The sequence below is a fragment of the Streptomyces fractus genome, from assembly GCF_049844455.1.
Taxonomy (GTDB): Bacteria; Actinomycetota; Actinomycetes; order Streptomycetales; family Streptomycetaceae; genus Streptomyces; species Streptomyces fractus.
The window spans coordinates 1,152,365-1,167,837 of the sequence record NZ_JBMYHI010000002.1; the positions used below are offsets into that span (position 1 = coordinate 1,152,365).

9 protein-coding genes are annotated in these 15,473 nt (G+C 70.5%); 5 read left to right on the forward strand and 4 right to left on the reverse strand.

From position 1 onward, the window contains the following. Positions 1–25: 25 nt before the first annotated feature. Together ACP4E5_RS07340 and ACP4E5_RS07345 are read right to left on the reverse strand one after the other, a co-directional pair. Positions 26–760, reverse strand: coding sequence for an alpha/beta fold hydrolase (locus tag ACP4E5_RS07340; protein ID WP_425826094.1), 735 nt, complete (start codon positions 758–760; stop codon positions 26–28). Between the two features lie 427 nt (positions 761–1,187). Then, positions 1,188–2,252, reverse strand: a complete 1,065-nt coding sequence (locus tag ACP4E5_RS07345) for a PP2C family protein-serine/threonine phosphatase (protein WP_425826096.1) — start codon at positions 2,250–2,252, stop codon at positions 1,188–1,190. A gap of 230 nt (positions 2,253–2,482) precedes the next feature. On the opposite strand from ACP4E5_RS07345, the gene ACP4E5_RS07350 reads away from it, so the two are divergent. Beyond that, positions 2,483–2,920, forward strand: a complete 438-nt coding sequence (locus tag ACP4E5_RS07350; RefSeq protein WP_425826098.1) for an NfeD family protein — start codon at positions 2,483–2,485, stop codon at positions 2,918–2,920. Positions 2,921–2,948: 28 nt separating this feature from the next. Continuing rightward, a complete protein-coding gene (locus ACP4E5_RS07355) occupies positions 2,949–4,061 on the forward strand; it encodes an SPFH domain-containing protein (RefSeq protein ID WP_425826100.1) in 1,113 nt (370 codons plus the stop codon). Between the two features lie 64 nt (positions 4,062–4,125). On the opposite strand, the gene ACP4E5_RS07360 is transcribed toward ACP4E5_RS07355, so the two are convergent. Both ACP4E5_RS07360 and ACP4E5_RS07365 read right to left on the reverse strand, forming a co-directional pair. Beyond that, entirely contained in the window at positions 4,126–9,024 is a 4,899-nt protein-coding gene (locus ACP4E5_RS07360; protein WP_425826102.1) for a DNA repair ATPase, read from the reverse strand. 53 nt (positions 9,025–9,077) lie between these two features. Continuing rightward, complete coding sequence (locus ACP4E5_RS07365) at positions 9,078–11,126, reverse strand: flotillin family protein (RefSeq protein ID WP_425826104.1); 2,049 nt, start codon at positions 11,124–11,126, stop codon at positions 9,078–9,080. A 582-nt stretch (positions 11,127–11,708) separates the two neighbouring features. Between ACP4E5_RS07365 and ACP4E5_RS07370 the strand changes: the two genes are divergently transcribed. The 3 genes from ACP4E5_RS07370 (at position 11,709) to ACP4E5_RS07380 (ending at position 15,422) form a co-directional block, all read left to right on the forward strand. After that, on the forward strand, positions 11,709–12,641 hold the full coding sequence (locus tag ACP4E5_RS07370; protein WP_425826106.1) for a LysR family transcriptional regulator: 933 nt from the start codon (positions 11,709–11,711) through the stop codon (positions 12,639–12,641). A 116-nt stretch (positions 12,642–12,757) separates the two neighbouring features. Next, positions 12,758–13,819, forward strand: a complete 1,062-nt coding sequence (locus ACP4E5_RS07375; protein WP_425826108.1) for a PucR family transcriptional regulator — start codon at positions 12,758–12,760, stop codon at positions 13,817–13,819. A gap of 556 nt (positions 13,820–14,375) precedes the next feature. Then, positions 14,376–15,422, forward strand: coding sequence for a glycosyltransferase family 2 protein (locus ACP4E5_RS07380; RefSeq protein WP_425826110.1), 1,047 nt, complete (start codon positions 14,376–14,378; stop codon positions 15,420–15,422). Positions 15,423–15,473: the final 51 nt, after the last annotated feature.

Consider the following 15,473-nt stretch of genomic DNA (forward strand, 5'->3'; position numbering starts at 1 on the left):
CCACGTTCCGGTGCCCCGTCCGGTGTCATGCCGGCCACTGCGATGCCCCCTCGATCCGCCGCGCCAACGCGCCAATTGCCTCGACCACCACCTCCGGAGTCTCGTACATCGGACTGTGCCCAGCCTCCGCGACCCGCAACTCGGCGCCGGGCACGGCCGCAGCCGTCTTCTCGGCTTCCGCGACCGTTCGCACGGTGTCGTGGCGTCCATGGACGACCGACACCGGCATCCGCAGGTGTCCCAACTGCGGGGCGAAGTCCGTGGTGTGCTGAGTGCGGAGTGCGTCGAGTGCGGCTTCGACCGGCACAGCGTGTGCGTACTCGAGCAGTCGCTCACGCACCTCGGCAGGCGGCCTGCGGTGGAAGGAGCGGTCCATGACGGCCCGCACGACGTCCGCGGTGCCGTCCCGCCGCATCGAGGCGATCAAGGACGTGACGTCACCGTGCTGGTGCATGTTCGGGCCCGTGTTGATCAGCATCAGTCCGGCGACCAGATCGGGGTGGGTCAAGGCGACGTGCAGCGCGATGGCTCCGCCGGTCGAGTGCCCGACGAGGAGGACGGGCCCCCGTCCCGCGTCGGTGATCGATCCGGCGACCCAGTGCGCCACGTCCTCGATGCGGTGCGAGGGCGCATCGGTCATCCACGACAGGGCGCGCACCTCGAAGTGACCGTCGAGCAGCGGAGGCAGCCGTTCGAAGATCAGCGGTGAGCAGAAGGTGCCGGGGAGGGCGATCACGGTCCGGGACCGAGGGGAGAACATTGGCTGCTCCAGCGTGGGACGGCGGACCGCACGACGGCGGCCGTGACGGCGAGCCGACCTTACGGAGACCGGGACGACCGGACAAGAGTGCGGCCCGCCGTCGTCAGGTCGAAGAAGACCGAGCGGTCGGCGTGGCCTCCAGCCGGTGCGAACGCACCACGGCCACCGTGCCGCCGCCCACGAACACGACCGCGAGTACGGCCAGTCGCAGGACCGCCCACCGCAGTTCGCCGGATGTGGCGACACCTCGGGTGGGCGCCCGCGGGAGCGGCCTCGGTGTCCGTGACCGAGCAGTTGGCGCGCCCGTGCCGCACCACATCCCGGCCAGGGCCGACCCGACGATCAGCGTGGCCGCGGTGCTCCCGGCCGACGTACCCACAGGACGCGGCGCAGATGCTCGGCGAGTCCGGGCCCCGGCGTGCGGGCCTCACGCCCGGTAGCGCAGCAGGAGCATGGCCGCGTCGTCGTGCAGGGGGCCGCTGGCGTGCCGAACCACGTCCTCGCGCAGCGCTTCGAGTGCGTCCTCGGCCTCGGGCGCCTTGAGCAGGTCGGCCCGGTCCTGCAGGGGAAAGAACGCGCCGTGCTCGTCGCGGGCCTCGGTCACGCCGTCGGTGTAGAGCAGGAGTTGGTCTCCCGGGGCGAAGTCGACAGGGAAGCAGCTGGGCGGCTCGCCTCCGTGCATGCCGAGGCCGAGCGGGAGGGCGTAGGCGGGCGGGCGCGGAAAGTCGACGGAGCCGTCGGCGCGTACGAGCATCGGGGCGGGGTGTCCGCAGTTCAGCAGGACGGCCGTGCGTTGTTCGGCCCGCACCTCGACGAGGACGGCGGTCACGAACTTCTCGCCGTTCACTTCCCGGGCCACGCTGCGTTCGAGGCGGGCTGCGAGCGCGGCGAGATCCGGCTCGTCGTGCGCCGCCTCGCGGAAGGTCCCCAGCACCAGGGCCGCGGTCTCCACGGCGGCAAGTCCCTTGCCCTGCACGTCGCCGACGATCACTCGTACGCCGTGCGGCGATGCCATGACCTCGTACAGGTCACCGCCGATCCGCGCTTCCGCGACGGCGGAGGTGTAGGACACGGCGACCTGCAGCGGTCCGGCGCTGCGCGGCACCGGGCGCAGCAGCACCCGCTGGGCCACCTCGGCGATCGAGCGCACGCTGGCCAGTTCCGCCTCGCGCCGTCCGCGCATGTTCGCCGCGATGACTCCCGCGAGCGTCACGCCCGCGACCGACGCCAGCGCCGTGTACCCGCGCCGCGTCTCGAACAGTCCGTCGTAGGCCCCGAGCCCCGTGCACAGCAGCAGCGCCACGAGGCCGATCAGCGCGGTACGCCGCCACGTGCCGATCAGTCCGGCGAAGGCGGGCCCGAGCGACACCAGCGGGAGGAACCCCACCCCAGGGCCCGCCGTGAGGTCCACGACGGTGACCACCGCCATCACCACGGCGGGCAGCCAGGACAACACCCAGTTCCTTCTGTCCCGGCGTTCCGTGGTGGCCATCGTGCTCCTGCGCGTGTCGTCATTGGTGCGGGCCGCCGTCGCGGGACGCCCCTCCCCCACCTTTAGACTATGCAAAGGTTGCGCGGCCCAAGTGAAGCTCCCGGGCGTCTCGTTATCCAATCGAGTCGGACACCCGCCGGACGCGACGCGCACTGCCCGGTCACGTCTGTTCTGTCCGGTGTGCCAGGCGGTAGCTTTGTCAATAAGTCCCCTGAGGGAGGCCGATCGCGATGCCGTGGTACATCTGGCTGCTTGCCGCCGCGGGGCTCGGCGCCGCGGAGTTCTTCACCCTGACGCTGGTCTTCGGGCTGTTCGCGGGCGCGGCCCTGGTCGCCGCCGTGGTCGCCGGGGTGGGGGTCGGCCTGCTCGGCCAGCTCGTGGCACTCGGGGTCGCGGCGGCCGCGGGGCTCATCCTCGTACGACCTGTGGTGTTGCGGCACCTGGCGCAGACACCCCTCATCCGCGACGGCAGCGACGCACTGATCGGCAGGCGCGCCGAGGTCATGCGGGAGGTCACCGCGACCCGCGGCCTGATCAAGCTCTCCGGCGAGGAGTGGTCCGCTCGCGCCCTGGACGAAAGCCAGGTGATCCCGGTGGGGGCACTGGTCGATGTCATGGAGATCGAAGGCGCGACGGCCGTCGTCTACCCCCGCGATCTCCTGCCATGACCGGTGACCATCCAGCAACGGAGGAAGCGTGGACCCAGTTGTCATCCCGATCCTGGTGGCGGCCATCGTCGTCATCTTCCTCGTGGCCGCCTCCGTGCGGATCGTCCCGCAGGCACGCCGCTACAACATCGAGCGGTTCGGCCGCTATCGCCGGACCCTGCAGCCCGGCCTGAACCTCGTGCTGCCGATGGCGGACCGCGTCAACACCAAGCTCGACGTGCGTGAGCAGGTGTATTCGTCCGACCCCCGGCCGGTCATCACCGAGGACAACCTCGTGGTGAACATCGACACCGTGCTCTACTACCAGATCACCGACCCGCGGGCCGCGGCGTACGAGGTCGCGAACTACCTCCAGGCGATCGACCAACTCACCGTGACCACGCTGCGCAACGTCATCGGCAGCATGGACCTCGAGGAGACGCTCACCTCGCGCGAGGAGATCAACACCCGGCTGCGCACCGTCCTCGACGACGCCACCGGCAAGTGGGGCATCCGGGTCAACCGCGTCGAGATCAAGGCCATCGACCCGCCCAACACGATCAAAGAGGCGATGGAGAAGCAGATGCGGGCCGAGCGCGACAAGCGCGCGGCCATCCTGCACGCCGAAGGGGAACGGCAGGCGAAGATCCTCACCGCGGAGGGCACGAAGCAGAAGGACATCCTGGAGGCGCAGGGCACGCAGCAGGCCATGATCCTGCGGGCGGACGGCGAGGCGAAGGCGGTGGAGCGCGTCTTCCAGGCCGTGCATCGCAACAACGCCGACCCGAAGATCCTGGCCTACAAGTACCTCGAGACCCTGCCGCACCTGGCGAAGAGCGAGAACAACACGTTCTGGGTGATCCCGGGCGAGCTGACCGAGGCCGTCCGCTCCGTCTCCAGCGCCTTCGGAGACCGCTCGACGATGGGGCTGCCCAAGGACGCGCAGACCGAGGAGGCCGCCACCGGTGACGCCGCCGACACCGCGGACGATGCCGGGGCCCCGGAGATCGAAGCAGCCGCCGCGGCCCCGCCGACCACCGCGGCCGCGGCCGCCGACGAGGTCGCCAAGCAGGCCGCCGCGGCGGTGAACAGCGCAAAGGCGGCGGCGGAGGCCGCCCGTTCGTCCACCACGCCGGGCCGAGGGCAGCCCTCCGGCAACTGAGCGCGCCCCGCGGGTCGCCGCAGGTTCCGGCGGTGCTGTCGGGGTGGGTGGCGGCGGCAAGCCGTCACCGGTTTCCCTCCGAAGGGCGCGCCGCGTGGCGTGCGGATGGGGCGGGGTAGCAGTGCGGGTCCGCTGCCCGGTGGATGGCCGTTTCGATGCCCGCGGCGCGATCGGCGAGGAGGCCGAGCGCGGCGACCGTCCGTACGGCCGGGTCCTCTTCCGTCCCGCCCAGCGCCTGGTGGCGTACGTACGCGGACTTCAACTCGGCCCAGCGCGCGGCCTGTTCCGGGGTGAGCCTGCCGCGCAGCTCGGCCAGTTTCAGGAGGTTCGCCTCGGTGCCGCTGGTGAGGGTCTGGGCCTCGGCGCGGTAGTGGTCGTCGATGACGGCGGCCAGTTCCGCTTCGCCCATCGCCGCGTCGAGGCGGGCGGCGATCTTGTTCATGTTGCGGTAGGAGCCCTGGAGTTGGAAGGGCGGCGCGGTACGGGTCGCGTCCGACTGGCCGGCGGAGGCGATGTAGGCCGCGTTGACACTCAGTACTGCGTCCCGGGCCACGATCAGGTGCCCAAGCACCGCGGTGACGCGACTCAACTCCGTTTGACTGTAAGGGTGTTCAAGCTGGTCGGCGCGCGCCGTCGGATCGCCTGCGGCGAGACGCACGAGGACGTCGAGGTCACTTCGGCCGCGGCCGGCCAGCGGGGCGAGGTCGGGGTGGGAGGTGAGCGCGTTCTCCACGAAACTCAGCGCGAACGCGTCCTGCTTGCCGGTGAGGACGTCGCCGAGGTTCCACACGTCGGCGCGGTTGGCGAGCATGTCGGGAATGCGGAAGCGGGCGCCCGACTCCGTGTAGGGATTGCCTGCCATGCACACGGCGAAGCGCTTTCCGCGCAGGTCGAAGGTGCGCGGCTCGCCGTCGATCACACCGTCGATGCGGCGGGTCGCATCGCACAACGGGATGAATCGCTGGAGGAGTTCGGGCGACGTGTGCTGAATGTCATCGAGGTGGAGCAGGGTGTTGTTGCCCGCGGCGAGCGCGAAGTTGATTTTCTCGAGTTCGCGGCGTGCGGTGGCGTCGGGGGCCTGCGCCGGGTCGAGGGAGGTGACCTGGCTGCCCAGGGCCGGGCCGTCGACCTTGACCAGGAGCAGGCCGAGGCGCTGGGCGACGTACTCCATGAGGGTCGTCTTGCCGTAGCCGGGCGGGGAGACGAGCAGAAGCAGTCCGCCGGTGTCGGCGCGCCGCGACTCGCCCGCGGTGCCGATCTGGCGGGCCAGGCTGTCACCGATGAGCGGCAGGTACGCCTCGTCGATGAGGCGGCTGCGCACGAAGGAGGACAGGGCGCGCGGGCGCAGTCCGTCCAGGCGCAGCCGGTCGCGCTCCGCGGCCATCAGGGCGGTGCGACGCTTCTGGTAGGCGCGGTAGCCGGGGGCGGTGACGGTGCGGAACACGTGGGTGCGCGCGAGGAGTTCGTCGATGCGGACCGGCAGGGTGCGGTCGCGGCCGATGCGCGGGTGCGAGCCGAGCAGCCCTTCGACGGTGGTGGACGTCGCGGCGGCCGAGGGGTAGCGCGGCAGGTCGGGGCAGAGTTCGGCGGTGACCGCCTCGGCCAGGTCGCCTTCGTCCAGGTGGTGTCCGCCGGCGGTGGCGTAGGCGCTGAGCCAGGCGTGTGCGTGCTGGCGGCGGGCGGACAGGTCACCGGCGAGCGTCGTGAGGGTGTCTTCGTAGAGGGAACTGCCGTTGCTGTAGCGGAACTTGTCGAGGAACGAGCGAATGACCTCGGGCAGCACGAAGCCGTCGGGGACGCTGGTGAGCTCCTCGAAGAGGTAGGCGGCGGGCGTGCCGTCGGCCGGGCCCGACCGCTCCGCGATGGCCGCGGACAGTTCGGCCTCCAGTTCGGTGATGGCCGGGGCCCGGCCGTAGGTGTCCCGGGCGCCGGCGAGCGAGACCGCGCGGGCCGTCCAGGTGTGGCGTTCGTGTTCCGTGGTGGCGTGTGCCCAGAACATCTGGGCGGCAGCGCGGGCGGCGGGTGTGTGGCGCAGGACACCGGCGTCGGCGTGCAGCCGCAGCAGCGCCGTGAGGATGAGGGTGGCGTCGTGGTCGTGGACGCCGCGCTCGTAGCCCTCGTCGTACGCGTCCTGTGCGGCCCGCCGCACCAGTGCGGGCAGGTCGTCGGCGGCTGCGAGCGCGCTCGCACCGTGCTCGGCGAGGAGCCGGGCGGCCAGGTGCTCGCCGCGGTAGACGTCCGGTGACTCGGAGGGCAGGTGCTGGTCCCAGTAGGGGCGGGTGGCGGCGAAGTCGGGGTCGGTGACGGGGCCGCGGTAGTCGGTGCCGGTGAGCGCGAAGGCGAGACCGGCGCCGTCGGGGACGAGGGTCAGGTCGAGCGGCTGGGTGTTGACGGCGAAGCGGTGGCTGCCGAGACGGACCCGCGTTCCGTCGGCGTCGTAGAGGTCGGCGCGGTCGCGCAGCGTGCGGGCGGCCTCCTGGCGGGCGGCCGTGAGCCGGGCGGCAAGGTCCTCCGCACGGACCTCCTCGCCGAGTGCGCGCAGCTCGTCGGCGATCGCGCGCACCTTGGCGGCCATCGGGTCCGAGGTGAAGAACGCCGCCGCGGCGTCGGCGTCGGGCAGACTCACGGCACGGCGGGCCAGTGTGTCGAGGACGCGTCCCGCCGAGGCGGCCAGCTGCTCGGCGCGGCGGGCGCGGGCGTCGACGAGGGTCTGCTTGCGCGCGGCGAACGCCTCGTGGATCTCGGTGCGCTGCTCGTCCAGTTGGGCGAGGAAGTCGTCGTGCTCGGCGAACCGGGTCTGCAGGTTCTCCACCTGGACGAGGAGTCGGGCGCCGTGATCGTCGCAGGCCTCCGGGGCGTCGGCGGCGGCGAGCGCACCGGCGACCGCCTGCCCGAGCAGGGCCGCCTCCGCGGCGAACTCGGCGCGCCCTTCGTGGTCGAGGAGCTCGCCGCGTCGGGCGCCCAGGGTGGCGCGGCCCCGGTTGACGGCACCCAGCGCGTGGGCAATGTGTTCCAGGATCACCGTACGGACGGTCGCGTCGGCGAGCTCCAGTGCGCCGACCACGTCGGTCACGGTCCGCAGCCCGTCGGCCAGTGCGTCGAGGCGGCCGGCGGCCTCGTCGGCCTGCGTGGTCGACGTCAGTTCGCCGCACTGCTCGGTGATGCGCTCGGCCTCCGCCAGTTGCTCGGCGAAGGCGTCGTCGCGGGCGAGGAAGGCGACCGCGCGCTGCCCGAAGTGGGCGAGGTCGTCGGCGGCTCGCGCGAAGACGTCGTCGATCCGGTCGGCGTCGACGTAGCGCACGTCTTTGAGGGGGAGCAAGTGCCCCTGGGCATGGCGCAGTTCGGTGAGTCCGCTCACCCACTCCCCCGCGCTGCGCGGCACCTCCCCGCGCAGCCGCCGCACGACCGCGGCGATCTTCTCGGCGACGCCGTCCAGTTTCCGGGCCGCCTGTTCGGTGAGTTCGGACACGGTGGCGAACTCGGCCACGACCTGCTCGGCCGTGGCGCGCATGCCGCTCAACACCGCTGCCAGGTCGCCGAGTTCGGCTTCTCCCAGCCACGGGTGGACGTCCGCGGCCCGTACGCACCCGGCGAGCAGCGCGGCATACCCCTCGCTGGTCGGCGTGGCCGTGGTGGCGGCGCGGGTCAGCGTGAGGACCTCGGAGATGCCGCGCACCAGGTCGGCGTTGCCGATCCGGGCGAGCACGCCCTCGCCGGCGGGCTGCGCGGCGGCGTAGGTGTCGCTGACGAAGGGGGAGGCGTACCGCTGCACCGCGTGGACACGGCCGGGTTCGGCGTCCTGCTCGGCGCGCAGCAGGAGCAGGGTGCCGTCGTCGAACAGGGCGTGCCCGTGGCAGCCGAGCGGGGTGACGACCTCCTTGCGGATCGTGTTGTACGGCAGCAGCAAGCCGCGCCCATCGGCCCTCGCGTGGAACACATAGAGGAGGTCCTCGCCGTTGGGCGAGCGCACGGTCCGCTCGTAGGCGAGGCCGGTGGCATCGACCGTGTCGAACGTCTTGTACGTACCCGAACTCAGGCAGTACCCGCCGGGGAACACGACGCCCTGCTCGTCGGGCAGGGTGCGGCAGCCCTGCCCGATGCCGTCGAGGCGGACGACGTCGTGCGTGAGCGTGTTGTAGACGAGGTAGCGCTCGTCGGCCTCCTTGTAGGGGCGTACGCGCAGCAGGATCAGTGCGCCGACGCGCGCGTGGGCGATGTCCGCGTCGGCGAGGGACTGGAGAGGTTCGTCGACCGGTTCGGTGTGGATGCCGTCCGCGGTCTCGGCGTCGTTCTCGGTCTTGACGGTGAGGCTGCCACCGACGGTCGAGACGTAGACGTCACCATCGATGGAGACGTGCGGGTGGCGGCCCAGGACGTGGTCCTCGCGGCCGCTCACCTGCCAGGTGATGTCGTGGGCGGGCGGCAGCACGTGGTCGCGTTCACCCCGTGCGTCGAGGAACCGCACGGTCCCGTCCGCGGCCTGGGCCCAGCGCAGCACGCGCATGTCGGTCGGCTTGTCCCCGGTCTGGAAGACGGCCAGCAACCTGGCCTGGATCATGCGGAGTTGAAGCAGGCGGGCGTCCTGGTAGTAGCGGTGCAGGGCGGCGAACTCGCGGACGAAGTCCGGGTCGTCGAGCAGGCCGGGCACGGCGTCGTCCGGCAGCGGGTTCAGGTCGAGGTCGTAGAGCGTGAACACGTCACTCGGGGCGGTGCGCGGTGCCCCCTGGACGGTCGGCGCACGGTGGCCGAGCAGCAGCCGGCCGCCGATGGCGACCACGTCGCGGGGCGTGGTGGGCCCTTCGGTGTACAGCCGCTCGCTGCCCGTGCGTTCCAGCTGGGCCGAGGAGAACTCGGCGATGCGCCGGGCGTTCAACTCCTCTGTCCTGCGCGCGAGTTCGGCCGCCTGCTGGGCGAGCCGGTCGCGCAGCAGCTCGTACGTGCCGGTGTCCAGGCCCGTTGCCATTGTCGTCCGACGTCCTTCCGGTGATGACGTGCCCTGCGAGCGGTGTGGGGCGGTCAGTGGTGTGCGGATCCGTTCATCTGGGTGAGCGGCAGGTCCGCGACACCCAACTGGCCCGCCTTGTCGAGCAGTTCACGCAACTGGCCCGACTGCTCGACGCCGCCGCTCTTCATGAGCTTCATCAGCAGCGTGGACACCGTGAGGTTCTGGACGTCGGCCGTGGAGACCGAGCCGAGGATCCTCACGAGGTCGTCACCGAAGTCGGCCGTGCCGTCCAGCCACGGCTTCGCCAACTGCTGGGCGACGTCGGAGTTCTGGACGAAGCCGTCGACGCTCTTGCCGAGGGCGATCGAGCCCATGAGCCGGTCGAGGAAGACCGACTCGCCGCCGACGATGTTGATGTTCGCGTTCTCCAGGCCGGTGGCGAGAACCGTGGCCTGCGCCTCGGCGACCTGCCGCTGCACGTCGATCCCGGCGAGCCGGATCTCCTTCTCCGCCTGGAGCCGCAGCCGGTACTCCTCGTGCCCACGGGACGCCTCGTCGAGCGCCGCCATCGCCGCGGCCTTCCGCGTGATGCCCTCGGCCTCCGCCTTCAGCTTCGCCTCGATGGCGGTGACCTCCGCGAGCGCCTGCTCACGGGCGCCCTGCGCTTCGGCGCGCATCCGCGCCTCGGTCGCCTCGGCCTCGGCGCGCCCGGCCTTCTCGGTGACCTCGGCCTCCTTGTCGCGCACCTGGACCTCGGCGAGTCCCGCGGCCGCGGCCTCGGCCTGGACGCCGGTCGCGAGCCTCAGCTTGGCCTGCGACTGAAGGTCCGCCGACTTCAATTCGGCTTCGGCGAGGGTCAGTTGCTCGGCGGCGCGGTGCGTCGCGGCCTGCTCGGCCGCCTCCGCGGCCTTGATGTCCTTGACGAGCCGCTCCTGCGCCTCGGCCTCCGCCGCGATGACGACGGCCTGCCGGCCCCGCTCGGCCTCCTCGACCGCGCGCAGCTTCTTGATGGACTCCTCCTGCTCGGCGACCGTCCGGTCCACGGCGACGCGCTCGCGCACCACCTCGGCGATCTCCCGCTTCTCGGCCTCGACCTCCTTGTCCGCGGAGATCTTCGTCAGCTGCGTCTCGCGCTCCCGGGCGATGACCTCAAGGAGGCGGTCCTTCTCGATGCGCTCGTTCTCGACGGCGATGACCCGCTCACGGTTCTTCTGCGCGACGGCGACCTCGCGGGCCTGGTTCTCCCGCTGCACGCCGAGCTTCTCCTCGGTGGCGAGGAACGCGCCCTGCGAGCGCAGCCGCTCCTCCTCCATCACCCGCGCCGTCTCGGCCTCCTCCCGGGCCCGTACGGTGTCGATCTCGCGCTTCTGCTTGATCTCGGCGTCGGCCTGCCGGCGCTCCAGCTCCAGGATGGTCTCGCGCGCGTCCACGTTCTGCCGCGTGATCTCCTTCTCCTCGGTGCGCTGGAACTCGTTGGTGCGTACGTGCTCGACCGTCGTCAGCTCGGTGATCTTGCGGATGCCCTGGGCGTCCAGGACGTTGCTCGGGTCGAGCTGGGACAGCGGCGTCTGCTCCAGGTAGTCGATCGCCGCGTCCTCGAGGTGGTAGCCGTTCAGGTCGACACCGATCACCTCGATGATCCGGAACCGCAGCTCCTCGCGCTTGGTGTAGAGGTCGGTGAAGTCCAGCTGCTTGCCGACCGTCTTGAGCGCCTCGGAGAACTTCGCGTGGAAGAGCTCCTGCAAGGTCTCCCTGTCGCTGGCCCGCTGTGTGCCGACGGCCTGCGCGACCTTGATGACGTCGTCGACGGTCTTGTTGACCTTCACGAAGAACGAGATGCGGATGTCCGCGCGGATGTTGTCCTGGCAGATCAGACCGTCCCGCCCGGTCCGCGTGATGTCGATGGTCTTCACCGAGATGTCCATCACCTCGGCCTTGTGCAGCACCGGCAGCACGACCTGCCCGGTGAAGGTCACGTCGACCTTGCGCATCTTCGAGACGATGAGTGCCTTGCCCTGTTCGACCTTGCGGAACAACCGGGTGAAGACGAGCAGCAGCGCTGTCGCGACGAGCACGAGGGCGACGACGGACACGCCGATGCCCACGACGGTGGCATCCATGATGAAGTCCTTTGCGTCCAGGGGTGCTTGACACCCAGAAGCGAGTGGGCGGAACGTCGACCGCGAGCGAACCCGACGCGGCGGGACAAGCGACTTGAGCCGCGACGCGCGTGGGACCAGGCCCTCCTTGCAGGAGGTCGGCATCGGGACCCGACCCCCGTTTCCGCCGAGCCCATAGTGGCGCGGCTGTGACGCCGCGCGCATTGCCGAACACCGGCAATCTTGATGCCCCGTTGATGCCGCGTTCCCCTCGCCCTGCGGGATCCCGGCCTGCCGCACGAGAAGCCCGCGGACGACCGAGGCGAATCCCTTCGGCCCGAACCAGGCCGCCACCAACAAGACCGCCGGCCGGACGTGGCCCTAGTACCCCCCGGACGGCGTGTGGTCCGCCAGGGCGAGGGCGCGCAACAGGCAGCGCAGGCGGAGCAGTTGGCGGGCGACGGTCCGGACAGGGGCGGATCGGCGAGGGGAGTAGGCGGCGGACCAAAGTGCGGGTACGTGATGCATGCCAGCAGGATCCGGCGCGCCTGCCCGGTCGGTCCAACAGATCGTGTCGCTACCTGTCATCGATAGGGTAGATGGATGGAGATGCGTCAGCTCCGCCACTTCGTGGCGGTCGTCACCGAGGGCACGTTCACGGCGGCCGCCCGGTCCGAACTCATCGTGCAGTCCGCGCTCAGTACGTCGATCCGCAATCTGGAGCGCGAACTGGGCACCGACCTGTTCGACCGCACCGGCCGCCGGGTGGTGCTCACCGAGGCCGGCCGGGCCCTGGTGCCGCAGGCCAGGTCGCTGCTCGCGGGGGCCGACGCCGCCCGTGACGCGGTCGCGGCGGTCGCGGGCCTGACCACCGGGCGCGTGTCCATCGGGACGATCCAGACCCTCACCTGCGTGGACCTGCCCACAGAACTCGCGCTGTTCCACCGGCGACTGCCCGGCATCCAGGTCTCCGTACGGGACGCGCCGGTCGACGAGCTGTACGGGGCACTGCGCGCAGGCGAGCTGGACCTCGCCTACCTCGCCCCGGATGGGGCCGAACTCCCCGACGGCTTGGTGGAGTTCGCCTCCTGGCACGAGGAGCTGGTGCTCATCACGGCCCCCGGACACCCCCTGGCGCACGCGGGCCGCACCCTGATCCGGGATCTCGCCCAGGAGTCCTTCATCGACTTCCGCGCGGGCACCGGCCTGGAGACAGCGGTACGCAGACTGGCCGCACACTGCGGACTCGAACGCCGCATCACGTGCGACGTCACCCAGATCGGCATGCTCGTGGCGCTGGTCCGGGCCGGCATCGGGGTCGCGTTCGTGCCCCGGCGCATCGGCGAGGACGCGGGACTGCCCTGTGTCCGTATCCGCCAGCCGGAACCGGGCCGCACCATCATGCTCACCGGACGCGGCCCCGGCCCCCGCAACCCGGCCGCCACCGCCCTCATCGACCACCTCACCCGCCGCCCCGACGAGTCCCTCCCGGACGCGCGCCGGCCCAGCGCACACCCGTACGCCGTCGGCAGGTAGCAATCGACCCACCAGGCCGCCGGAGCCCAAAGGCCCGTTGCACACCCCCGTGGCCCGCGCCCTCGCCACATCCGCTAAGAATGCGACAAGGACACGGCACCACGGTGGGGGTGGGCATGGCGTCGCGACAGGACGTTCCCGAGGAATACTTGGACGGGTACGTCCAGGTCGTGGCGGATGCCGCGGCCACCGGCCGCCGCCTGAACCGCGACGAACTCGACGCGCGCCGCGCATGCGGCGAGCGCGCCGCGGAAGCGGGCCTGGGGCTGCGCGCCCTGGTCGCCGCCCACCTCGCACGGACGCACACCGACACCCTTGGCACCCGGGTCGCACTCGATTCCGTCATCACCGCCGCCGCCCAGGCGATCGACGCGTTCACCGAGGGCTACGAGCGCGCGCAGCGGCACACCATGCGCCAAGAGGAGGCGGCGCGCCGCGAGTTCATCGACGACCTCCTCTACGGACGCAGCGACCTGGGGAGGCTCGCCGAACGCGCCGAACGTTTCGGCCTGCGCCTGTCCCATGAACACGCCGTCGCGGTCGCCCGCGGCCTCGACGCCTACGACGAGGGCGACGCCGTCTCCCGCGAGGTCGAACGCGCCGTGATCGCCCGCTTCGGCGACCGCAACACCCTGGTCACCACCAAGGACCGCCGACTGGTCTGCATCGCCCCCGGCGACCAGGACGAAGTCCTCTCCTATTTCGCCAAACGGGCCCATGCAGCCACCGACGGCGGACAGGTCGCCATCGGCCGTCCGCGATCGGGCCCGGGCGGCGTCGTCCAGTCCTACGAGGAAGCCCTCAGCGCGCTCGACCTGGCCACCCGCCTCGAACTCGACGCCCCCGTCCTGCGCTCCGCGGACCTCCTCGTCTACCCCGTCCTCACCCGCGACCGCCAGGCGATGGCCGACCTCGTCCAGCACACCCTCGGCCCGCTGCAACGAGCCCGCGGCGGCGCCCAGCCACTCGTCGACACCCTCACCACCTACTTCGACTCCGGCTGCGTATCCGCCCAAGCGGCCCGCCAACTGGCCCTGAGCCCCCGCGCCTTCACCTATCGCCTCGCCCGCATCCGCCAACTCACCGGCATCGACCCGGCGGACCCCGTCCACCGCTACACCCTGCAGACCGCGGTGATCGGTGCGCGCCTGCTCGACTGGCCGACCCGCCAATCCTGACCCGGCAGCCCCGCCGCTTCGCCATGCGACCCAACGCGCCACCGATCAGGCCGACTTACCACCACGTAGAAAGATCAAGGCCGGTTTGTCCGGTTTTGCATTGACTTGCCACTCGAATGGCTCCTTAATGGAATCAAGGCGAGCGACTTGAACCAGTATCGGACACCCGATCCGGTTCTCGCCCCTAAAATCCGCAGGCGCACGGGCATCAATCGGTGATCACTCCGGAACCCAGTGCGGGGCGCCTCGGTGACACAAAGCGCAGATCGCATGGGAGAAACCAGAGCCCACGACTGCCTGGAAGCCGGGCACCTTGAAAGATCAGGCGGCAGTGGACAGGCCAGAAACGGGAACGTCGGAGTCCCATCCGGATCACAGCACTCGCCGTACGGAGCACCGCGGCGAGCGGTCACCCTAACCGCAACAGGGTCACACGTCCGGCCGCACGGCCAAGCGTCCTCCCCTGGCCTGTCCAATACAGAATCAAGACCCACTACAGAAACTCTTTCGTACCAGCAGGGCAATGACACAACGAGAACCGAAAGGGTGAGCGCTCATGTCCGAAGTCGTTGCGGTCATTCCAGCTCACAACGAGGCGCCCTGCATAGCGAATGCCATCCGGGGCCTCGCGACCCAATCCGTGCCTCCCGACCGCATCGTCGTCGTGGCAGACAACTGCACCGACTCAACGGCCGCGATTTCCCGCGGGCACGGCGCCGGCGTGTTCGAGACCACGGGCAACACCGCGAAAAAAGCAGGCGCTCTCAACCAGTTTCTGCGGCAGCTCCCCATGCCAGATCCTGACGCACGGATCCTGGTCACCGACGCGGACAGCGTGTTGGACCCCACATTCATCGAAACGGCACTGGGCGTTCTCGCCGATTCCCGCTACGGGGGCGTCGGAGGCGTCTTCCGCGGCGACCAGGGCGCGGGATTCGTCGGGCATCTGCAACGCAACGAATACGCCCGATACGCGCGCGACGTCCGTCGCCGCAGGGGGCGCTGCCTCGTCCTCACCGGTACGGCGGCGATGTTCCCTGTGAGGGTCCTCAACCGCATCACGGCGGGGCGCCGCAACGGCACTCTGCCCAGCGGGGACGGAGAAGGAGGTGTCTATGACACGCGAGTCATGACCGAGGACAACGAACTCAGCTTTGCCATCATGCACTTGGGGTTCAAGATTCTTGCTCCGCGCGGCTGCACGCTCACCACGGAAGTCATGCCGACCTGGCAAACACTGTGGGAGCAACGTCGACGCTGGAAAGCAGGCGCCGTACAGAACTGCATCCAGTACGGAATCACCCGGGTCACCGCCCGCTACTGGGGCCGGCAACTCTTCACCATGCTGGGCATAGTGGTGACGCTTCTCTATCTGGCGACTATTGCCGCTTCCCTGTCCCTCGGCGGCTTCCACGTTCACCCAATGTGGGCCGCCGCCAGCGGCGTCTTCATTGCCGAACGGGCCATTTCGGTGAGGGACCGGGGATGGAGGCAGATGCTGCTTTCCGCGTCCATGTATGAACTGGTACTCGACTTCTTTCTGCAAACGTGTCACATCGCAGCCTATTTCCGAGTACTGACCAACCGAGCGAAAGTCTGGTGAATTGCAATGTACAACAACGGAACCCCCGCCATCGGCGGGGCAGCAACCGGG

What these genes read in the sequence shown, in the direction of transcription:
- ACP4E5_RS07370 (WP_425826106.1), top strand. Translation starts at nt 11,709, where the DNA reads ATGGAGATGCGTCAGCTCCGCCACTTCGTGGCGGTCGTCACCGAGGGC.
- ACP4E5_RS07345 (WP_425826096.1), bottom strand. Translation starts at nt 2,252, where the DNA reads ATGGCCACCACGGAACGCCGGGACAGAAGGAACTGGGTGTTGTCCTGG.
- ACP4E5_RS07375 (WP_425826108.1), top strand. Translation starts at nt 12,758, where the DNA reads ATGGCGTCGCGACAGGACGTTCCCGAGGAATACTTGGACGGGTACGTC.
- ACP4E5_RS07340 (WP_425826094.1), bottom strand. Translation starts at nt 760, where the DNA reads ATGTTCTCCCCTCGGTCCCGGACCGTGATCGCCCTCCCCGGCACCTTC.
- ACP4E5_RS07360 (WP_425826102.1), bottom strand. Translation starts at nt 9,024, where the DNA reads ATGGCAACGGGCCTGGACACCGGCACGTACGAGCTGCTGCGCGACCGG.
- ACP4E5_RS07380 (WP_425826110.1), top strand. Translation starts at nt 14,376, where the DNA reads ATGTCCGAAGTCGTTGCGGTCATTCCAGCTCACAACGAGGCGCCCTGC.
- ACP4E5_RS07350 (WP_425826098.1), top strand. Translation starts at nt 2,483, where the DNA reads ATGCCGTGGTACATCTGGCTGCTTGCCGCCGCGGGGCTCGGCGCCGCG.
- ACP4E5_RS07365 (WP_425826104.1), bottom strand. Translation starts at nt 11,126, where the DNA reads ATGGATGCCACCGTCGTGGGCATCGGCGTGTCCGTCGTCGCCCTCGTG.